Genomic DNA, 15,637 nt, shown 5'->3' with positions numbered 1-15,637 from the left:
CCACGTAAAACAATGCGCCGTTTGGGTCTGTCAATGGGTTCTCTTTTCAATGTTTGCTTGCAATGAGGATGTTCGCGCTGCCGTTGTCCGGTTAACGGTAAAAGGTCAGTTCAGGGATTGTCTGAAATCTAAAGTAGTGGTTCCTTACGGATGCTCATCCGAGGAGAGCGCGAAGGTGCCTTTGCTGGGGAAGGGCCCTTCCGAACCGCCATCCTTGGGCACAGGGGTGGCGGTTTTGTTTATTCCGCGCCCCCACGTCCATGAATGAAAGCATGGCCCTCGTTGCTGTCTGTTGGGTCCTCTGCCGGATCGGGATGTTCAGCATACGCCAGCCGCAGGTGCTTCATCACCTCTTCAATGGCCGAGATCACCTCAAGCGTGCCCCAACCGTGCATATTCGCCTGGTCGATGATGACTTTCAGCGGCCCCTCAACCTCTTCCTGACAGACGAAATGGCGGTCTTCGTGGGACACTGGATATTTCGGCTTATCGATCATCATGGCTTTCCCGATCAGAGGGCTTGGTTTTTGCTGTGGCGAATACGCTCTATTTCGCAGAGTCACCGTTTTCAGTTTGGGCTCGAAGACGCGCGTCGCGCAACGCTTCTGTCTTTCGTTTGTCGGCGGCTTTCCGGGCTTCTTCTGAGGAGGTTGCAATGCTTTTGGCGACCTCGAAATCCCCCCGAGCCGAAATGCCCCGAGGACGACGTTTGGTTTTAAGTTCGGTCATGCGCTTACCTCCACGAGGTCGTCATTCGAGAAACGGGAAACAGTCCGTTTGACCGCTTCGATCATCAGGTCCGGATCGCAAGGTTTGGCGACCCATGTTCCACGTAAGAAAATCTCCTCGGCATCAGCCCTGGCTGACCCCGACGATACGAGAAAGGGGACTGCTTGAGTTTCGAGTTGCCTTGCAACGTCATGGCACGGTCCATCCTTTAGATGGATGTCCAAAATCGCGGCCGACGGGGTGTGATCCGCGAGCCAAGCGATTGCGTCCGAGCAAGACAGACAAATTTTAACCGGAAACCCGGCGCTCTTCAGGCTCTCTTCAATATCCATCGCGATCAGCGGCTCATCTTCGACAACCAGAATGGCACCAATGGCGGGAGCCCCCCCGGCGTCAAACATTTCCTGAGAGAGTGCCGTGAACAGATCACCGGCAATATCCGATTTTGCTAACCGCACGGCGGCGACGACGGCCTGTTTTCCTTTAGCGCTCGTCAATTCAACGCCCGTCGCCGCGCACCACGCATGGACGGCGGCAACGACGGTGTTGGCGGCAGATTCTTGAAGGTATAACAGATCCAGATTTGGCATAGCTCTGCTCCAATTAGGTCGGGCAAGAGCAGATCGTCTCTTAAACAGTCACAGCCGGGAAAGGGTTGAGCGTAGGGGGACTGGTGGCGCTATTTTAGGCCTGAATCGGACGGGTGGCTATTAACTAGTTTAAGATGGTCCAACTAATGCACGCGACGCCTGACCGATTTATTCGCGATCAAACTCATATGCACTATCGAAATCGGCTTGGTCTCTGAGGCCTTTAAATGCCTCAATTTTCCATCGTTCGTCCAAGCGCGAAACTCGATCGACGCCAATATCGAACGCCATCGCGGTGTCTTGCTTTGGGTCGGCAAAAGAGCCCGGCACGCTGTTCGTCAAGACGGTGAAGACAACTAGCCTGGATGCGGCCTACGATTCCACCAAGTTTTACGAGGCCTGGCGAACGGTGATCCAACGGTATGGGATCTACAACCCCTATACCGGGCGTGGCGCCATAAAAGGTCTGCTGCCGCATGGCCCTTATAACCTGCGGGACATCCTGGCTACCCATCTTCTGAAGCAGACCGAGTCTTATGAACAGGCAAGCTATGCGATCCAGGACACGCCGGATGTGGTGCAGCAGCACTACGGCCGCTTTCTACCGCAGGACAAGGCGGCCTTGGCTGCCAAGATCTTGAACCAGGTCTGGGAAGCCGCGTAACGACCGCTATGACTTTTGATGGAGCGGTGCTCCGCTCGATCCCGTTGCCCAGTCATCATCCTTGAACGTAAAGCCTTGTGTCAGCCATGGTCCATGCTATATGTAGGTACATACCTACATGGAGTGCAGGCGATGAACATCCTCACGAGCCGTGAACTCAATCATGATGTTAGCAGCGCTAAGAAAGCGGCGCAAAACGGACCTGTGATCATCACCGACCGTGGCAAGCCTTCGCACGTGCTGATGACCTATGACGACTTTAATCGTCTGTCCGGCAAGCGCCGCAGCCTGATCGAAACTCTGTCCATGCCGGGGCTTTCGGAGATCGATTTTTCGCCCGAGCGTGTTGAGATTCTTTCGCGCCCGGTGGATCTGTCTTGACCTATCTGCTCGATACCAATGTCGTCTCCGAGCTGCGAAAGATCGGCGACGGCAAAGCCGACGCCAATGTCGTGGCCTGGGTCGGCCGAGAGAATGCCTCCTCCTTCTTCCTCTCGGCAATCACCATCCTTGAACTTGAGCGTGGAGTCCTTGGCGTGAAGCGGCGCGATGCCCAGCAAGGCGCCCGGCTTCGGACCTGGCTGGACAGCAACGTCCGGCCTGAATTTGCCGGTCGCATCATTGCCATCGACGACGCGGTTGCGACACGTTGCGCCCATCTGCACATTCCTGATCGGCGCAATGAAGTCGATGCCTTGATTGCGGCGACGGCCCTCGTCCATGGACTGACTGTGGTCACCCGCAACGTCAAAGACTTCGAGGGGACAGGCGCGATCATCGTTGACCCATGGCTTGGCTGATTTTGCGTGGTGCGGTTTAGGCATGCGATGGCGGGTATAATCGCACACCCTGTCATGCCGAAATAAGGTCCGATAAGATTGCATTATCGGACGTTATGCTCTTTATAGAGGGAATGGTCCAAATCATCGAGCAAAACAGCGCAACTCACGTCGAGGACTCCCCAGCGCCATCTCTCAGCACAGCCTCCGGCGGTGATGTTTCCGCGCCGGAGGTTTCGGTCGAAAGCCCCCTCCCCTCGCTCGTCGGCGGGGATCAGACGCCAGCCCATCTCGCAGGCCTTGCTGATCGCGCCCGGGGTTACGTCGAAGCTGCCAGTTCCGCCAATACCCGCAAGGCCTATGCCTCAGACTGGAAACACTTCACCGCTTGGTGCCGGCGGTCCAATCTGTCTTCCCTCCCACCGCACCCGCAAACCGTCGGGCTCTACATCACAGCCTGCGCTTCCGGCAGTGCCATTGGCACGGCTGCGCGGGCCGCCAAGGGCAACTCCGTCTCGACCATCGAACGGCGCCTCTCCTCCCTCAGCTGCAACTATGCCCAGCGCGGTCTCACGCTTGATCGCAAAGACAGGCACATTGCGACGGTGATGGCCGGCATCCGCAACAGTCATGCAAAGCCGCCGGTCCAGAAAGAAGCGGTGTTGGCGGAGGATATCATCGCCATGGTCGAGACCCTGGAGCGCGGTTCCCTGCGCGGCCTGCGCGACCGCGCCATGTTGCTGATCGGGTTTGCCGGTGGCCTTCGCCGCTCCGAAATCGTCGGCCTTGATCTGAAGGCCGAGCAAACCGAAGACGGCCGCGGTTGGATCGAGATCCTCGACAAGGGTATGCTTGTCACCCTGCGCGGTAAAACGGGCTGGCGGGAGGTTGAAATTGGCCGTGGCTCCTCAAACTCCACGTGTCCGATTGTGGCCGTCGAAACCTGGATCAAGTTCGCCAAGCTGGCGCATGGCCCCCTCTTTCGCCGCGTGACGGGGCAAGGGAAGGCTGTTGGCCCGGACCGACTGAACGACAAGGAAGTCGCCCGGCTGGTGAAGCGGACTGCGATGGCGGCCGGTGTTCGCGGCGATCTCAGCGAGATCGAGCGCGCCTTCAAGTTCTCCGGGCATTCCCTGCGGGCGGGTCTCGCGTCCTCGGCGGACGTTGACGAACGCTACGTGCAGAAACAGCTTGGTCATGCTTCTGCGGAAATGACCCGTAGGTATCAGCGGCGACGGGATCGCTTCCGCGTGAATCTGACCAAGGCTTCAGGGCTTTAGCTGGCCCCCTCCCCTCCTCCGCATGAAATCGTAAGCGGGGAATTTGGTACCGGAATTCTTGCTTAATGCTCTAATTGAAATGGGGACCTAAAAGCCACACCCGGTGGTCTAACCATCGATAACAAACGTTTATCGATGGTAGTTGATCTGGAGTCGCAAATCAGCAAGAATCGGGGGAAATTACGGTCGTCTAGGCCGCCGGAAACGTCCTTTTGGAGCGCCTGTCGCCAAACCCAAAAAATCACTCACCGCAGTCGAGCGCCGCGCCGAAGAGCTCGACACGATTGCCGCCGTGCTGCCGATGGAGCGCCGCGACGAACTCGCTGAGTTGCTCACCGACCAGGATGTCGAGACGCTGCGCCATCTCGTCAACCAGGGCATGGGCGACAACACGCTAAGGGCGCTGACCTCGGACCTCGCTTATCTCGAAGCCTGGGGACTGGCAGCGACAGGAAAATCGCTGCCCTGGCCGGCGCCCGAAGAACTGCTGCTGAAATTCGTCGTCCATCACCTGTGGGACCCGCAACACCGCGAGACCGATCGGGATCATGGCATGCCGGCCGAGGTCGACGAAAATCTTCGAAGCCAGGGTTTTCTGAAATCCACGGGCCCGCACGCCCCCGCCACAGTGCGCCGGCGGCTGGCCAATTGGTCGACGCTGACCAAATGGCGCGGTTTTGACAGCGCCTTCGCCTCCCCTGCCCTCAAATCAGCCATTCGGCTGGCGATCCGAACCGCGCCAAGACAACGTCTTCGCAAGAGCGCCAAGGCGGTCACCGGTGACGTGCTGGCAAAACTGCTGGCCACCTGCGCGACCGACAGCCTGCGCGATCTGCGTGACCGGGCAATCCTGATGGTCGCCTCCGCCTCCGGTGGCCGGAGGCGCAGCGAGATCGCCGGGCTGCGCCGCGAGCAACTGACCGTCGAGGCGCCGATCGAGGTGCCGGACGGCCCTCCCCTCCCCTCGCTCGCCATTCATCTCGGCCGCACCAAGACCAGCAGCGGCGAGCAGGACGACGTCGTCTATCTCACCGGCCGACCGGTAGAGACATTGAACGCGTGGCTGGTCGCCGCCAAGATCGAGAGCGGGAGCGTGTTTCGGGGGATCGGGCGATGGGGAACCGTGTCGCGGCGGGCGATCGATCCGCAGTCGGTCAATGCGATCCTCAAGCAGCGGGCGGAGATGGCTGGGTTGGAGCCAGCGGAGTTTTCGGCGCATGGGATTCGGTCTGGATATCTGACCGAGGCAGCCAATCGTGGCGTCCCCCTGCCAGAAGGTATGGAGCAGTCGCGACATAGATCGGTCCAGCAGGCCTTCACTTATTACAGCAACGCAACTAGACGGACAGGACGGGCCGCAAGGCTTATTCAGTAGTTTTCGCTCACTTCCCTAACATTCGCGACAAGATTACCGGCGCTGAAAATTCAGCGCAAATTCTGTCGCAAAACTCGTTTGCAAAGGTCAAACTTTCGCGACAGACATTTGCGAGAGTTCGCAGACCTACTTCGACGACAGCATTTTATCTCGAAGATCTAGGAATATCCGCTCCACGCAGAACCAGAGAACAGCGGCGACAGCAAAGCTTCCGATCAGATAAGCGACAAAGCCGACGGTGCCTTGCAGGTTCTCTTCTCCGAAGATCAGGCGCATGACGTGAAAGGCGGACTTGTGGCTGAGGTAAAGGCTGTAAGACAGCGTTGCTACGAGAGAAGCCCCCGCCACAGGCCAGTGGCTGAGAACGTGCTCAAGATCGAGCATGGCGCAGAACAGCAGTGCAATGCCGATCGAGATCAAGTGAAAGCCCGAGACCGCGCCGAGTTGAGCCTGAAACACTGAAACTATGCCTTGTCCTGCCAGCGATCCCCGATCAACCAAGCAGATGAGCGCCGCGATCACAAAGATCAGACCTGAGGGTACCTTGACTATCGATGGCAGGTACTGCCTGCAAAGCTCTGACTTGAAGAAACGGCCAGCCGCAAGCACCTTGCCGAATGCCTAAACGCGCACTGGTTTCTGACCCTTGCGGATTCGCGCGAAAAGTTGGAGACTTGGCGTCGATACTACAATGAGGATCGTCCTCACTCGGCAATCGGATACAACGTCCCGATTGCGAAACATAATCCCGGTGGCGCCACCAGCCCGTCATCGTGATGAAAGCCCGAAAACTCTAATCCCCGGCGATCCAAGGTTTGGACTCAGAGCCATAAAACTCAAGACCCTCCCGACAATTGGAGGGAACAATGGTCTCAGGTCAAAAGCAATCGTTTTTTGGTCGCTATTCAACTTAGCTTTGAGCTATTTGTCAGGTCGGCTTTGATAACCAGTATCGGGCTGCCATCGCGCACACGCCGTTTGGCATCCGCGACCGGAGAATTTGCAGACCGACCGATGCGATCTTTTTGTGGGATCGGTCTGCGTTGTGACGTCTCTCCGAAGACGCAAATGGTAGCGATCAAAACCTCGCGACATGGCCGGACAGTCTGCTACACAGACATGTTTGTAAACCGAATAGGATCCGGGTTGTACATGTACAACTTCGCGCATGAGCTTGTCGTAAAGGGCAATGAGTGGGGGCTTCAGAACCTGCGCCGCCAAGATCACGAAAACTCATACAGTGAGTAGTCTATGGCATTTCGCAAAAGATGCACTCAAATACGTTAGGTAGTTTTGCGCGCAGTCTGCCAGACACGACGTAGGTAAATCGCTGATTTGAACATGATTCTGTTGTTAACTCATTCCGTCCCTCACCCTAACTTTACCAGCCTGAGCTGAGCCCTATTCACACAACACCCGGCGTTAAAATTCCAGGTCAAAAGATGTCTGCTTATTGCGCTGATCGCCGCTCTCGCAACGGCCCGTGACACAACATTCACTCTTTGGCTTGACACCGAAGGTATCGGCCAGCGCGCTATGAAGGGAGAGATAAAGAGCAGCTGTGTCGGAGGGAACGGATTGCTAAAAAATAGCACAAGCCGTTCATACGCCGGACGCTTTAATCGAGTTTCCCCTGAACCGGTCACGCCCGCTTTAATATCTGCGGGTCATTTCGGCGGACGAATGCTGGCGTTGTTTTGCACATAACGCTCGTCGACCTCCGCAGAAGAAGCAAGTCCGGCGCGCAGCGAGTGACCCGAAAATTTGAGCGCGCGCTCGCGTTCCGTCAGATCTCCACGCACACCGGCTGCAAGGGCGGTCCGTTTGACCAGGCGGGCAACCTCCTGATCATTCAGCCTGTCGGCTCCTACAGATTTGCCTTGTCCCGTCACGCGCCGGAATAAGGGGCCGTGCGTGATCCGGGCCAGCGTCAGCCATGTATCCAAGGCTGCGACTGGGCAGGTGGTGTCCGACGAACCCCGGCCGATCTCGACATCACGACATCCGGTTTTCCCGCGCAAGGTGACAACCAGCCCCCGATCCAGCACGTCGATCCACCCAAGGCCATCCTCTGTCTGATCTTTCTTGACATCGAGCCCTACAATCTCCGAGCGGCGCAGACCACCGACAAAGCCTATCAGCAACATCGCCCGATCCCGCAAGCCGCGCAACGTCCCCCGGTCGAGCGTCTCCAGCATGGCAATGATGTCCTGCGGCATCACCGCTTCTTTCTGTAAGGGTGACCTCGCGTGACTATTGCGGATACCGGCCATGACCGAGGCAATGTGCCGGTCCTTGCGATCGAGCGGCAGTCCGCGCTGGGCGTAGTTCCAGCTCAGCGACGAAAGCCGGCGCTCGATGGTTGAAACCGAATTCGGCTTCTTATCTCTGCCAACAGCGCCAGACGCGCAGGCCGTTACATAAAGCCCGACAATCTGCGGCTCCGGGGGGAGGGGAGAGAGAGGTTGGCGCCGGCACCAGGCGGTAAAATGTTTCCAGTCGCTCGCATAAGCCCGCCGGGTGTTGGTGGAACTGGCGGCCTTGACATCGCCACGTTCACGCCTGGCAAGGCTATCGCGATGCGCAGAAAGATTGCCTGCCTGATCAGCCTGATCGGTATCAGCGACTTCATGCAGCGAGGAGGGGACAACGTCCGGCAGAGGTGAAGTTTGATCTTTATCGACAGTCATATCCAACATCTTCCGCTTCATCAGATGGCCCCATAAGTTACCGCCGATAAGCCGATGCCGGAAGACACATCGCTATTGCGTGGGGCAGCCATAAGTTCATGAACAATAGCAGTCGGCTAAACCCGTTGAGGGGCATGGTTCTGTGTCGGGCGTCCAAGTTATCAGACGTTTACACTCTGGAAGCGCTTGTGTCGAAATAATAAGCGAACGCTTGAAAGGGTCAGTTTCCGCGACGGTCGTCTAGGCTCAACCAATGGCGATTCACGTGTGTAACTTAAATATTATCAATCGTAATGCAACATTGATTGAATGTGCGGATTCAAGCAAACTTAAGCGGTGTAACTGCACCTGTGATTCAGGCTTCCATATCATGGAGCGGTTGGCGGCCGCACATCGCTCTCGGTGCAAAGCTTTCACAGTGTCGCGGCTCCCCAACGAGGTGATGGCGCTCTATCCCTATCAGGTTTCAGGGGGAATGCAGCAACGCGTGACGATCGCGACGGAGCTCGCCTTAAGACCTGCACTTGTTGTCCTGGTCGAGCCGACCACAGCGCTGGATGCCGACGTGCAACGGGAAATCGTCTCCATCCTGCAGACGATGCGCAACAAGCACAACACCAGTTATCTGCTCATCAGTCACGACATCCACCTTGTACGCAGCCTTGCCGACCGGGTGGGGGTCATGCAGGCGGGTAGAATTGTGGAAACCGGAGAGACTTAGCGGGTCCTTGCGCGGCCCTCACACGCCTATACCCGCAGCCTGCTGGACAGTATTCCGCGCCCGCGCGCTACAACCTCTAAAAAGCCTGGCCGTCAGGAAGCCCATGTCCCGGTTCTGCGCTGTGCCGATATCGGCCGGAAATACGGGACGAAAACCATTCTGCACGACGTTGCACTCGATATTGGCCCAGGAGAGACGTTTGGGTTGATCGGGGAGTCGGGATCGGGGAAATCCACACTGGCCAAAATCATAGCCGGATTGCGAACAGCCAATAGCGGCACAATCGAACTTTCCGGCAAGCTTTTATCTGGCACGGCCGAACGCCGCTCAACTGACGAAAAACGTGCATTGCAGATGGTCTTCCAGTCTCCGGACATGACCCTGAACCCGCGCCACCGTATTCGCCGTATCCTAGCTGGACCGCTTCGCCGTACCGGCGGACTTTCTGCAAAGGGAGCAGACGCGAAGATCGAACAGCTCCTGCAAGATGTCGGGCTCGATGCGGATTATGCAGATCGTTTTCCAGGCCAGCTTTCCGGCGGACAACGGCAGCGCATCGCCATTGCCCGCGCCTTTGCCACCAATCCGCGCCTGATCGTGCTGGATGAGCCGACTTCGGCACTCGACGTCAGCGTGCAGGCTCGCATCCTGGTGTTGCTCAATACGCTGCAGTCGAAGAATGGCACCGCATATTTGTTCATAAGCCATGATTTACAGGTCATACGGAACATGGCCGATCGCGTGGGCGTACTTCTGGCCGCGATGCACTTGCCTGTAGCCCTAGCGGATTATGCAGTCAAAGCTGGCGAATGATGGGTTCGATGATATCGAGCGCTTCCATCCCTTGAAGCGGCAGCCCGGAGCGGGCGGGCGGGCCACTCCGGAGGAGCCTGTCATGCGGCTTGCGCCCAGAGCCAACCTCCACTGCACCTAAGGTTGAGTTTCCCCGCCCTTCTCACTGCAACCGTCATTGTAAAGCCGTCCACCCTCATCACATCGGAGGATAGGATAACTCTCACGGATACTCCCGATTGGTGCGGTTCGCGGCGGCGAGAAAGTTGGCAAGATGGGTTTCTATAAGTCAGTCTCACACGGCGATCGGGGCGGTGCCAAATGCTGAGAATAAACATCAAGAATGACGAATTTCTAAGCGTGTCCGGTGGTGTGACCACCGTTTACAGTCCGTTGTCCGGGGCAATTGCGGAAAATGCGGTGACGTCGACCATCATCGCTACGCCGCTTCAGGCTGGGGTTATCGCCGCATATCAGCCATCGGCGATTTTTTCGCCAAGCGCCGGCGCTGATTTTTCAAATGATGCGGCCACAGGCGTTACGAAGTCGATGTCGCTGAGCAGCACGGTTCCACCGGTGCTTGATCCAGCCCCTGCTGGGAAAGCAACGGGTATCGTCGAACCAAGCACCGCATCCGTCGTTCTTCCCAGCGAAACGTCTTTCATCGCAGACAGCACCCAGCCGCTGACATCGGCGGTTCAAAGCGATCCTGTCCGGTCAGAGACGGCTTTGCCTGTCTTTTCGACCGTGGCTTCTGTCACCAAAACCGTGTTTGCCTCAGAGACAAGCTTTTCGACGGAAACGGCGCCGGCGCCCGCCGGCGCTGAGACCGCCGCTGCACCGGAGACGGCCATGACCCCGCAGACCGCTTCCTCGGCAGCGGCCGCTCCCAACAAAATTGCGCTCGAAAACCTGAAGCAGGGCAATCCCCGCAGCGAGTGGGGTATCGATGGCGACGGGGATGCGAATATCCAGGGTTTTGCCACGCAGATCAGCACGAATATCGGCCAGACGGTTGATTTCAAGATTGCCACCGATTCGACGCATTACCGCCTCGACATCTACCGGTTGGGCTATTACGGCGGCGATGGTGCCCGCAAGGTCGCGACCATCGACAAGTCGTTGACCACGGCACAGATCCAGCCGCATCCGATTGTCGATATGTCCCTCGGATTGATTGATGCAGGCAACTGGTCGGTCTCGGCAAGCTGGGCCGTACCGGCAGATGCCGTTTCCGGCGTCTATTTTGCAAAGCTGGTCCGCGAGGACGGGACCGCCGGCCAGAGCATGGTGCCATTCATCGTCCGTGACGATGGATCGACCAGCGATATCGTCTTTCAGACATCGGATACGACCTGGCAGGCCTATAATGAATGGGGGGGGGCCAGCCTCTATTTTGGCGAGGTTCCGGTCGATCCCAACGACATGATCGGCTACCTGCCGCCCAATTGCAGCTGCGGGATCACTGCCATCGGCCGCGCCTCGGCGATCAGCTATAACCGCCCGATCGTGACCAATACCAGCGGCAAGGGGGGCACCCATGACTTCATATTCGGGGCCGAACATTCCGCCATCCAGTGGATCGAACAGAACGGCTACGACGTCTCCTACATTTCCGGGGTCGATGCGACGCGCAACGGCAGCCAGCTGCTCAATCACAAGGCCTTTCTCTCGGTCGGCCATGACGAATACTGGTCGGCGGAACAGCGCACCAATGTCGAGGCGGCGCGTGACGCTGGGGTGAACCTCGCCTTCTGGAGCGGCAACGAATGCTACTGGAAGGTCCGTTGGGAAAACAGCATAGACGGCAACGGCACCGCGTATCGCACCATGGTCTGCTACAAGGAAACATGGGGAACCAGCACGGATCCGAGCAATATCGGCACAGGCACCTGGCGCGATCCCCGCTATGCGGATCCGGGGCAGAAGCCGGAAAATGCGCTGACCGGCACCATGTTCACCGTGGACAGCTACCGGCAGGACGCGATCTCCGTGCCTTACGACTATTCCAACCTTCGCTTCTGGCGCAATACGGATGTGGCGAACATCCTGCCGGGGCAAACCTTCGAGCTGGTCAAAAATCTTCTCGGCTACGAATGGGATTCCGATGTCGAGAACGGCTTCCGGCCGGCCGGCCTAGTCAATCTGTCGCTCTCGAACATTTCGGTGGATACGTATCTGCGCGATTATGGCTCCTCGGTGGGACCGGGCGAAGCGACGCATAGTTTAACCATGTACCGCGCAGAAAGCGGAGCCCTCGTGTTCGGCGCCGGCACCGTCTTCTGGTCCTGGGGGCTGAACGCCGCCCATGAGGGGGCAGCGACCCCCACCGACAAGAACGTGCAGCAGGCGATGATCAACATGTTCGCCGATATGGGCATCCAGCCCACGACGATCGATGCCAGCCTGATCCTTGCGACGCAATCGCCCGATCATATCAAGCCGACATCGACGATCACGACACCGATTATCGGCGCGAGTTTCGTCGAGGGGCAGCATGTGACCGTGACCGGCACGGCGCAAGATTCCGGTGGCGGCATCATTGCCGGCATCGAAGTCTCCACCGATGGCGGCCTCTCCTGGTTCAAGGCCACTGGCCGCGAGAACTGGAGCTACAATTGGGTCGTGCAGGCAAGCGGCACCTATACGATCAAATCACGCGCCGTCGATGACAGCGTCAATCTGGAAACGCCATCAACCGGCAAACAGGTCACCGTCACCCTGCCCACGGCCTCGACCCTGTGGACGCAGGCCACAAAACCCGCCGTTGAGACGACCGTGGACCGCGACGGTGTCGAACTGGGTGTGCGTTTTCAAGCCAGTACCAGCGGTGCGGTGGAGGGCGTGCGGTTCTTCAAGGGGCTCTATAATATCGGTGCGCACAAGGTCAGCCTTTGGAAGGCCGATGGGACGCTGCTTGCGACCGGCACATCGACCGGGGAATCGATTTCAGGCTGGCAGACGGTCAATTTTTCCAGTGCCATCCAGATCACGGCGGGCACATCCTATGTCGCCTCCTATCATACCAACGGCTTTTATTCGTCGTCGTCGGGATATTTCAACTCCGCCTACACAAAAGGCCCCTTGAGCGTCGGCCAGAACGGCGGCGTCTATGCCTATGGCACGAACACGACATTCCCCGGCAACAGTTTCGGCGGTGCCAACTATTGGGTGGATGTTCTGTTTACCCCCTCGACGGTCAATACCGCTCCGACAGCGAGCAACGACAATGGCTATATTACCGAGCAAAACACGGCGCTGACGATCAACGCCTCGCTTGTGCTCGCCAACGATTCAGATCCGGATGGCGACGCGCTCAGCATTACCGGCGCAAACGGCGCAGTCAACGGAACAGTCAATTTCAACAGCCAGACCAATGCCTTAACGTTTACGCCAACGGCCGGCTATACCGGTGCGGCAAGTTTTAGCTACACCATCTCGGATGGACGCGGGGGGACGGCGTCTGCCACCGTCAGCTTGACGGTGAAACCGCCATCGACGGCAACAAGTCTGTTCAGTCTTTCGGATACGCCAGCTGTCACGTCCACGACCGATGCGAGCTCCGTCGAACTCGGCATGAAGTTCAGTTCATCCGCTGCGGGCACGATCACCGGGCTGCGGTATTACAAGGGCGCGCAGGATACCGGCACGCATACCGGCTCGATCTGGAGCAGTTCGGGCACCCGGCTGGCCACAGCCACGTTCACAAGCGAAACCGCGAGCGGCTGGCAGACAGTGAACTTCTCGCAACCGCTGGCGATTACCGCCGGAACGACCTATGTGGCGAGCTATCATTCCAATGGCCGTTACGCTGTAACGTCGAACTATTTCACGACAAGCCGTACCAATGGCGCGCTGACGGCACCGTCCAGTTCGACAAGCGGCGGCAATGGCGTCTACGCCTACGGGACAAACAGCCTGTTTCCCACAGGAAGCTACAACGCGGCGAACTACTGGGTCGATGTGCTCTTTGAGCGGTCGCAGCAGAATGCGTCTCCGGTCGCCGTCAACGATCCCGGTCTTGCCGCAAGCACCAATACGCCCTTTACAATCCAGGCGTCAGCCCTGCTTGCCAATGACAGCGATCCCGATAACGATCCGATTTCGCTGACGGGTGTCAGCGATGCGGTCAATGGTACGGTCGCGTTCAACAGTCAGTCGAACACTGTTACTTTCACTGCGGCCAATGGCTATACCGGACCGGCCAGCTTCAAGTATTCCATCTCGGATGGGCGAGGCGGCACCGCAACGGCAACGGCGTCGATGACCTTCACGAACCCGGCTGCGACACAGAGCCTGTTCAGCGCCAGCACGGTCCCGACGATCGTTTCGGTCAACGACAACAACCCGGTCAATCTCGGGATGAAGTTTCAGGCGGATACCGGGGGGTGGATATCCCAGATCCGCTTCTACAAGGGAGCGGCCAATACAGGGTCTCACACCGGCTATCTCTGGAACTCGGCCGGAACGCTGCTTGCAAGTGCCACCTTTACCGGCGAAAGCGCCAGCGGCTGGCAAGCCGTCTCCCTGTCGCAGGAAATCCAGATCCAGGCGAACACGACTTATGTCGTCTCCTACAGCACCAATGGCAATTACTCGGCCGCAAACAACTTCTTCAATTCGGAAGTCACCAACGGCAACCTGCATGCGCTGTCATCGGCCTTGAGCGGTGGCAACGGCGTCTATGCCTATGGCGCCAGCGGGCTGTTTCCGACCAGCAGTTTCAGCAGCTCCAACTACTATGTGGATGTGGCGTTCCGGCCGCAGCTGGCAGCGTAGTGATGACGGAGTGGGCGGGCGTGCAGGGCGGCAAAAGATTGCCAGTGACAGTGCTTGCGGGGTTTCTGGGCGCGGGAAAAACCACGATCCTGAACCATGTGCTGCGCAACCGCGAGGGTCTTCGCGTCGCTGTCCTGGTCAACGATATGAGCGAGATCAACATCGATGCGGATCTCGTTCGCGATGGCGGCGCGCAATTGTCGCGTACCGACGAAACGCTGGTGGAGCTGACGAATGGCTGCATCTGCTGCACCTTGCGCGACGATTTGCTGAACGAAGTCCGCAGGCTGGCTGCGGAGGGGCGGTTCGACTATCTGCTGATCGAGGCAACCGGGATTGCCGAACCCCTGCCGATCGCGGCGACATTTTCTTTCCGGGATGAAACGGGCGCTGCGCTATGCGATATCGCCCGGCTCGATACGATGGTTTCGGTCGTCGATGCCGTCAATCTGCTGACCGACTATACCAGCACCGACCTGTTGAGCGATCGTGGCGAGGCAAGGGCGGATGACGATCATCGCACCCTGGTCGATCTGCTGGTTGAGCAGATCGAATTTGCCGATGTCGTCGTCATCAACAAGATATCGGAGGTGACACCGCATATGCGCGACGCGTTGCGCCGGATCGTTGCAGCGCTCAATCCCGGCGCGCGCGTGATCGAAACGGATTTCGGCCATGTTCCACTGTCCGGCATTCTCGATACCGGCCTGTTCAGCGAAGCGAAATCGGCCCGGCATCCCCTCTGGCACAAGGAATTATACGGTTGGGGAGACCATGTGCCTGAAACGGAAGAATATGGCATATCCAGCTTCGTCTATCGTGCGCGCCGGCCCTTCGACCCCGCCAAACTTCAAAACTTCCTGAACAGGCAATGGCCGGGTCTCATCCGGGCAAAGGGCCATTTCTGGCTGGCGACCCGGCCCGATTGGATCGGGCTTCTGTCGATTGCCGGCGTGCAGCATCGGGTCGAATCCAAGGGTATGTGGTGGGTTACCGTTCCGAAGGGACATTGGCCCCGGCATCCGCAATTTGCAGCGTTGCTTGAGCGGAATTGGAGCCCAGTCTGGGGCGACCGGCGCCAGGAGCTGGTCTTTATCGGAGCAGGCTTTGTGGAAAAAGCCATCCGCGCCGCGCTCGACGACTGTCTGATCGGCTTAGAGACCGGATTTGATCCTCGCCTCGCTGACGCTCTGAACGATCCTTTCCCGCCCTGGGAGCACGTGTACGCCGCATGACCG

The 15,637-nt window shown here is 58.2% G+C and carries 13 protein-coding genes and 3 pseudogenes; 10 read left to right on the top strand and 6 right to left on the bottom strand.

Features of this window, described 5'->3' with window-relative positions; all coding sequences use genetic code 11:
* Positions 1-239: 239 nt before the first annotated feature.
* Genes PYR65_RS26995 through PYR65_RS26985 form a run of 3 tightly spaced genes read right to left on the bottom strand, consistent with a single transcriptional unit; the run spans position 240 to position 1,319 of the window.
* Positions 240-500 carry a hypothetical protein gene (locus tag PYR65_RS26995; RefSeq protein WP_276121865.1) on the bottom strand — a complete coding sequence of 87 codons (261 nt, stop codon included), beginning with the start codon at positions 498-500 and terminating at the stop codon, positions 240-242.
* 46 nt (positions 501-546) lie between these two features.
* On the bottom strand, positions 547-729 hold the full coding sequence (locus PYR65_RS26990; protein ID WP_276121864.1) for a hypothetical protein: 183 nt from the start codon (positions 727-729) through the stop codon (positions 547-549).
* Complete coding sequence (locus PYR65_RS26985; protein ID WP_276121863.1) at positions 726-1,319, bottom strand: response regulator; 594 nt, start codon at positions 1,317-1,319, stop codon at positions 726-728. Before PYR65_RS26985 ends, PYR65_RS26990 begins: the two co-directional genes overlap by 4 nt.
* Before the next feature lie 273 nt (positions 1,320-1,592).
* Between PYR65_RS26985 and PYR65_RS26980 the strand changes: the two are divergent.
* The 5 genes and pseudogenes from PYR65_RS26980 to PYR65_RS26960 form a co-directional block, all read left to right on the top strand.
* Positions 1,593-1,983: pseudogene (locus tag PYR65_RS26980) on the top strand (hypothetical protein); the annotation flags it as partial.
* 132 nt (positions 1,984-2,115) lie between these two features.
* Complete coding sequence (locus PYR65_RS26975; RefSeq protein ID WP_276121862.1) at positions 2,116-2,364, top strand: type II toxin-antitoxin system Phd/YefM family antitoxin; 249 nt, start codon at positions 2,116-2,118, stop codon at positions 2,362-2,364.
* Entirely contained in the window at positions 2,361-2,783 is a 423-nt protein-coding gene (locus tag PYR65_RS26970; protein WP_276121861.1) for a type II toxin-antitoxin system VapC family toxin, read from the top strand. Before PYR65_RS26975 ends, PYR65_RS26970 begins: the two co-directional genes overlap by 4 nt.
* A gap of 113 nt (positions 2,784-2,896) precedes the next feature.
* Complete coding sequence (locus PYR65_RS26965; RefSeq protein WP_276121860.1) at positions 2,897-4,042, top strand: site-specific integrase; 1,146 nt, start codon at positions 2,897-2,899, stop codon at positions 4,040-4,042.
* Between the two features lie 169 nt (positions 4,043-4,211).
* Entirely contained in the window at positions 4,212-5,417 is a 1,206-nt protein-coding gene (locus PYR65_RS26960; RefSeq protein ID WP_276122338.1) for a site-specific integrase, read from the top strand.
* A 126-nt stretch (positions 5,418-5,543) separates the two neighbouring features.
* Here PYR65_RS26960 and PYR65_RS26955 read toward each other — a convergent pair whose 3' ends face one another.
* The gene (locus PYR65_RS26955) at positions 5,544-5,939 is read right to left on the bottom strand and encodes a hypothetical protein (protein WP_276121859.1); all 396 of its coding nucleotides are present in this window, start codon (positions 5,937-5,939) and stop codon (positions 5,544-5,546) included.
* A gap of 87 nt (positions 5,940-6,026) precedes the next feature.
* Between PYR65_RS26955 and PYR65_RS26950 the strand changes: the two are divergent.
* Positions 6,027-6,194 (top strand): annotated as a pseudogene (locus PYR65_RS26950) (integrase core domain-containing protein); the annotation flags it as partial.
* Positions 6,195-7,070: 876 nt separating this feature from the next.
* Here the strand turns inward: PYR65_RS26950 and PYR65_RS26945 are convergent.
* A pseudogene (locus PYR65_RS26945) lies at positions 7,071-8,107 on the bottom strand (site-specific integrase).
* Between the two features lie 253 nt (positions 8,108-8,360).
* On the opposite strand from PYR65_RS26945, the gene PYR65_RS26940 reads away from it, so the two are divergent.
* Positions 8,361-8,828, top strand: a complete 468-nt coding sequence (locus tag PYR65_RS26940) for an ATP-binding cassette domain-containing protein (protein WP_276121858.1) — start codon at positions 8,361-8,363, stop codon at positions 8,826-8,828.
* Positions 8,829-9,032: 204 nt separating this feature from the next.
* Positions 9,033-9,641, top strand: coding sequence for an ABC transporter ATP-binding protein (locus tag PYR65_RS26935; protein ID WP_276121857.1), 609 nt, complete (start codon positions 9,033-9,035; stop codon positions 9,639-9,641).
* Positions 9,642-10,093: 452 nt separating this feature from the next.
* Here PYR65_RS26935 and PYR65_RS26930 read toward each other — a convergent pair whose 3' ends face one another.
* The gene (locus PYR65_RS26930) at positions 10,094-10,285 is read right to left on the bottom strand and encodes a hypothetical protein (RefSeq protein ID WP_276121856.1); all 192 of its coding nucleotides are present in this window, start codon (positions 10,283-10,285) and stop codon (positions 10,094-10,096) included.
* 187 nt (positions 10,286-10,472) lie between these two features.
* Between PYR65_RS26930 and PYR65_RS26925 the strand changes: the two genes are divergently transcribed.
* Both PYR65_RS26925 and PYR65_RS26920 read left to right on the top strand, forming a co-directional pair.
* Positions 10,473-14,399 (top strand): DUF4082 domain-containing protein, encoded by a 3,927-nt coding sequence (locus PYR65_RS26925; RefSeq protein ID WP_276121855.1) that lies wholly within the window; start codon positions 10,473-10,475, stop codon positions 14,397-14,399.
* 2 nt (positions 14,400-14,401) lie between these two features.
* Positions 14,402-15,634, top strand: coding sequence for a GTP-binding protein (locus tag PYR65_RS26920; protein WP_276121854.1), 1,233 nt, complete (start codon positions 14,402-14,404; stop codon positions 15,632-15,634).
* The last annotated feature ends 3 nt before the right edge of the window (positions 15,635-15,637 follow it).

This window comes from Pararhizobium qamdonense (genome assembly GCF_029277445.1).
GTDB lineage: Bacteria > Pseudomonadota > Alphaproteobacteria > Rhizobiales > Rhizobiaceae > Pararhizobium > Pararhizobium qamdonense.
Note: the sequence above shows the minus strand (reverse complement) of the source record. Positions and strands in the feature narration are given on the sequence as shown.

What these genes read in the sequence shown, in the direction of transcription:
- PYR65_RS26990 (WP_276121864.1), bottom strand. Translation starts at nt 729, where the DNA reads ATGACCGAACTTAAAACCAAACGTCGTCCTCGGGGCATTTCGGCTCGG.
- PYR65_RS26995 (WP_276121865.1), bottom strand. Translation starts at nt 500, where the DNA reads ATGATGATCGATAAGCCGAAATATCCAGTGTCCCACGAAGACCGCCAT.
- PYR65_RS26930 (WP_276121856.1), bottom strand. Translation starts at nt 10,285, where the DNA reads ATGAAAGACGTTTCGCTGGGAAGAACGACGGATGCGGTGCTTGGTTCG.
- PYR65_RS26985 (WP_276121863.1), bottom strand. Translation starts at nt 1,319, where the DNA reads ATGCCAAATCTGGATCTGTTATACCTTCAAGAATCTGCCGCCAACACC.
- PYR65_RS26925 (WP_276121855.1), top strand. Translation starts at nt 10,473, where the DNA reads ATGACCCCGCAGACCGCTTCCTCGGCAGCGGCCGCTCCCAACAAAATT.
- PYR65_RS26975 (WP_276121862.1), top strand. Translation starts at nt 2,116, where the DNA reads ATGAACATCCTCACGAGCCGTGAACTCAATCATGATGTTAGCAGCGCT.
- PYR65_RS26965 (WP_276121860.1), top strand. Translation starts at nt 2,897, where the DNA reads ATGGTCCAAATCATCGAGCAAAACAGCGCAACTCACGTCGAGGACTCC.
- PYR65_RS26920 (WP_276121854.1), top strand. Translation starts at nt 14,402, where the DNA reads ATGACGGAGTGGGCGGGCGTGCAGGGCGGCAAAAGATTGCCAGTGACA.
- PYR65_RS26940 (WP_276121858.1), top strand. Translation starts at nt 8,361, where the DNA reads ATGGCGATTCACGTGTGTAACTTAAATATTATCAATCGTAATGCAACA.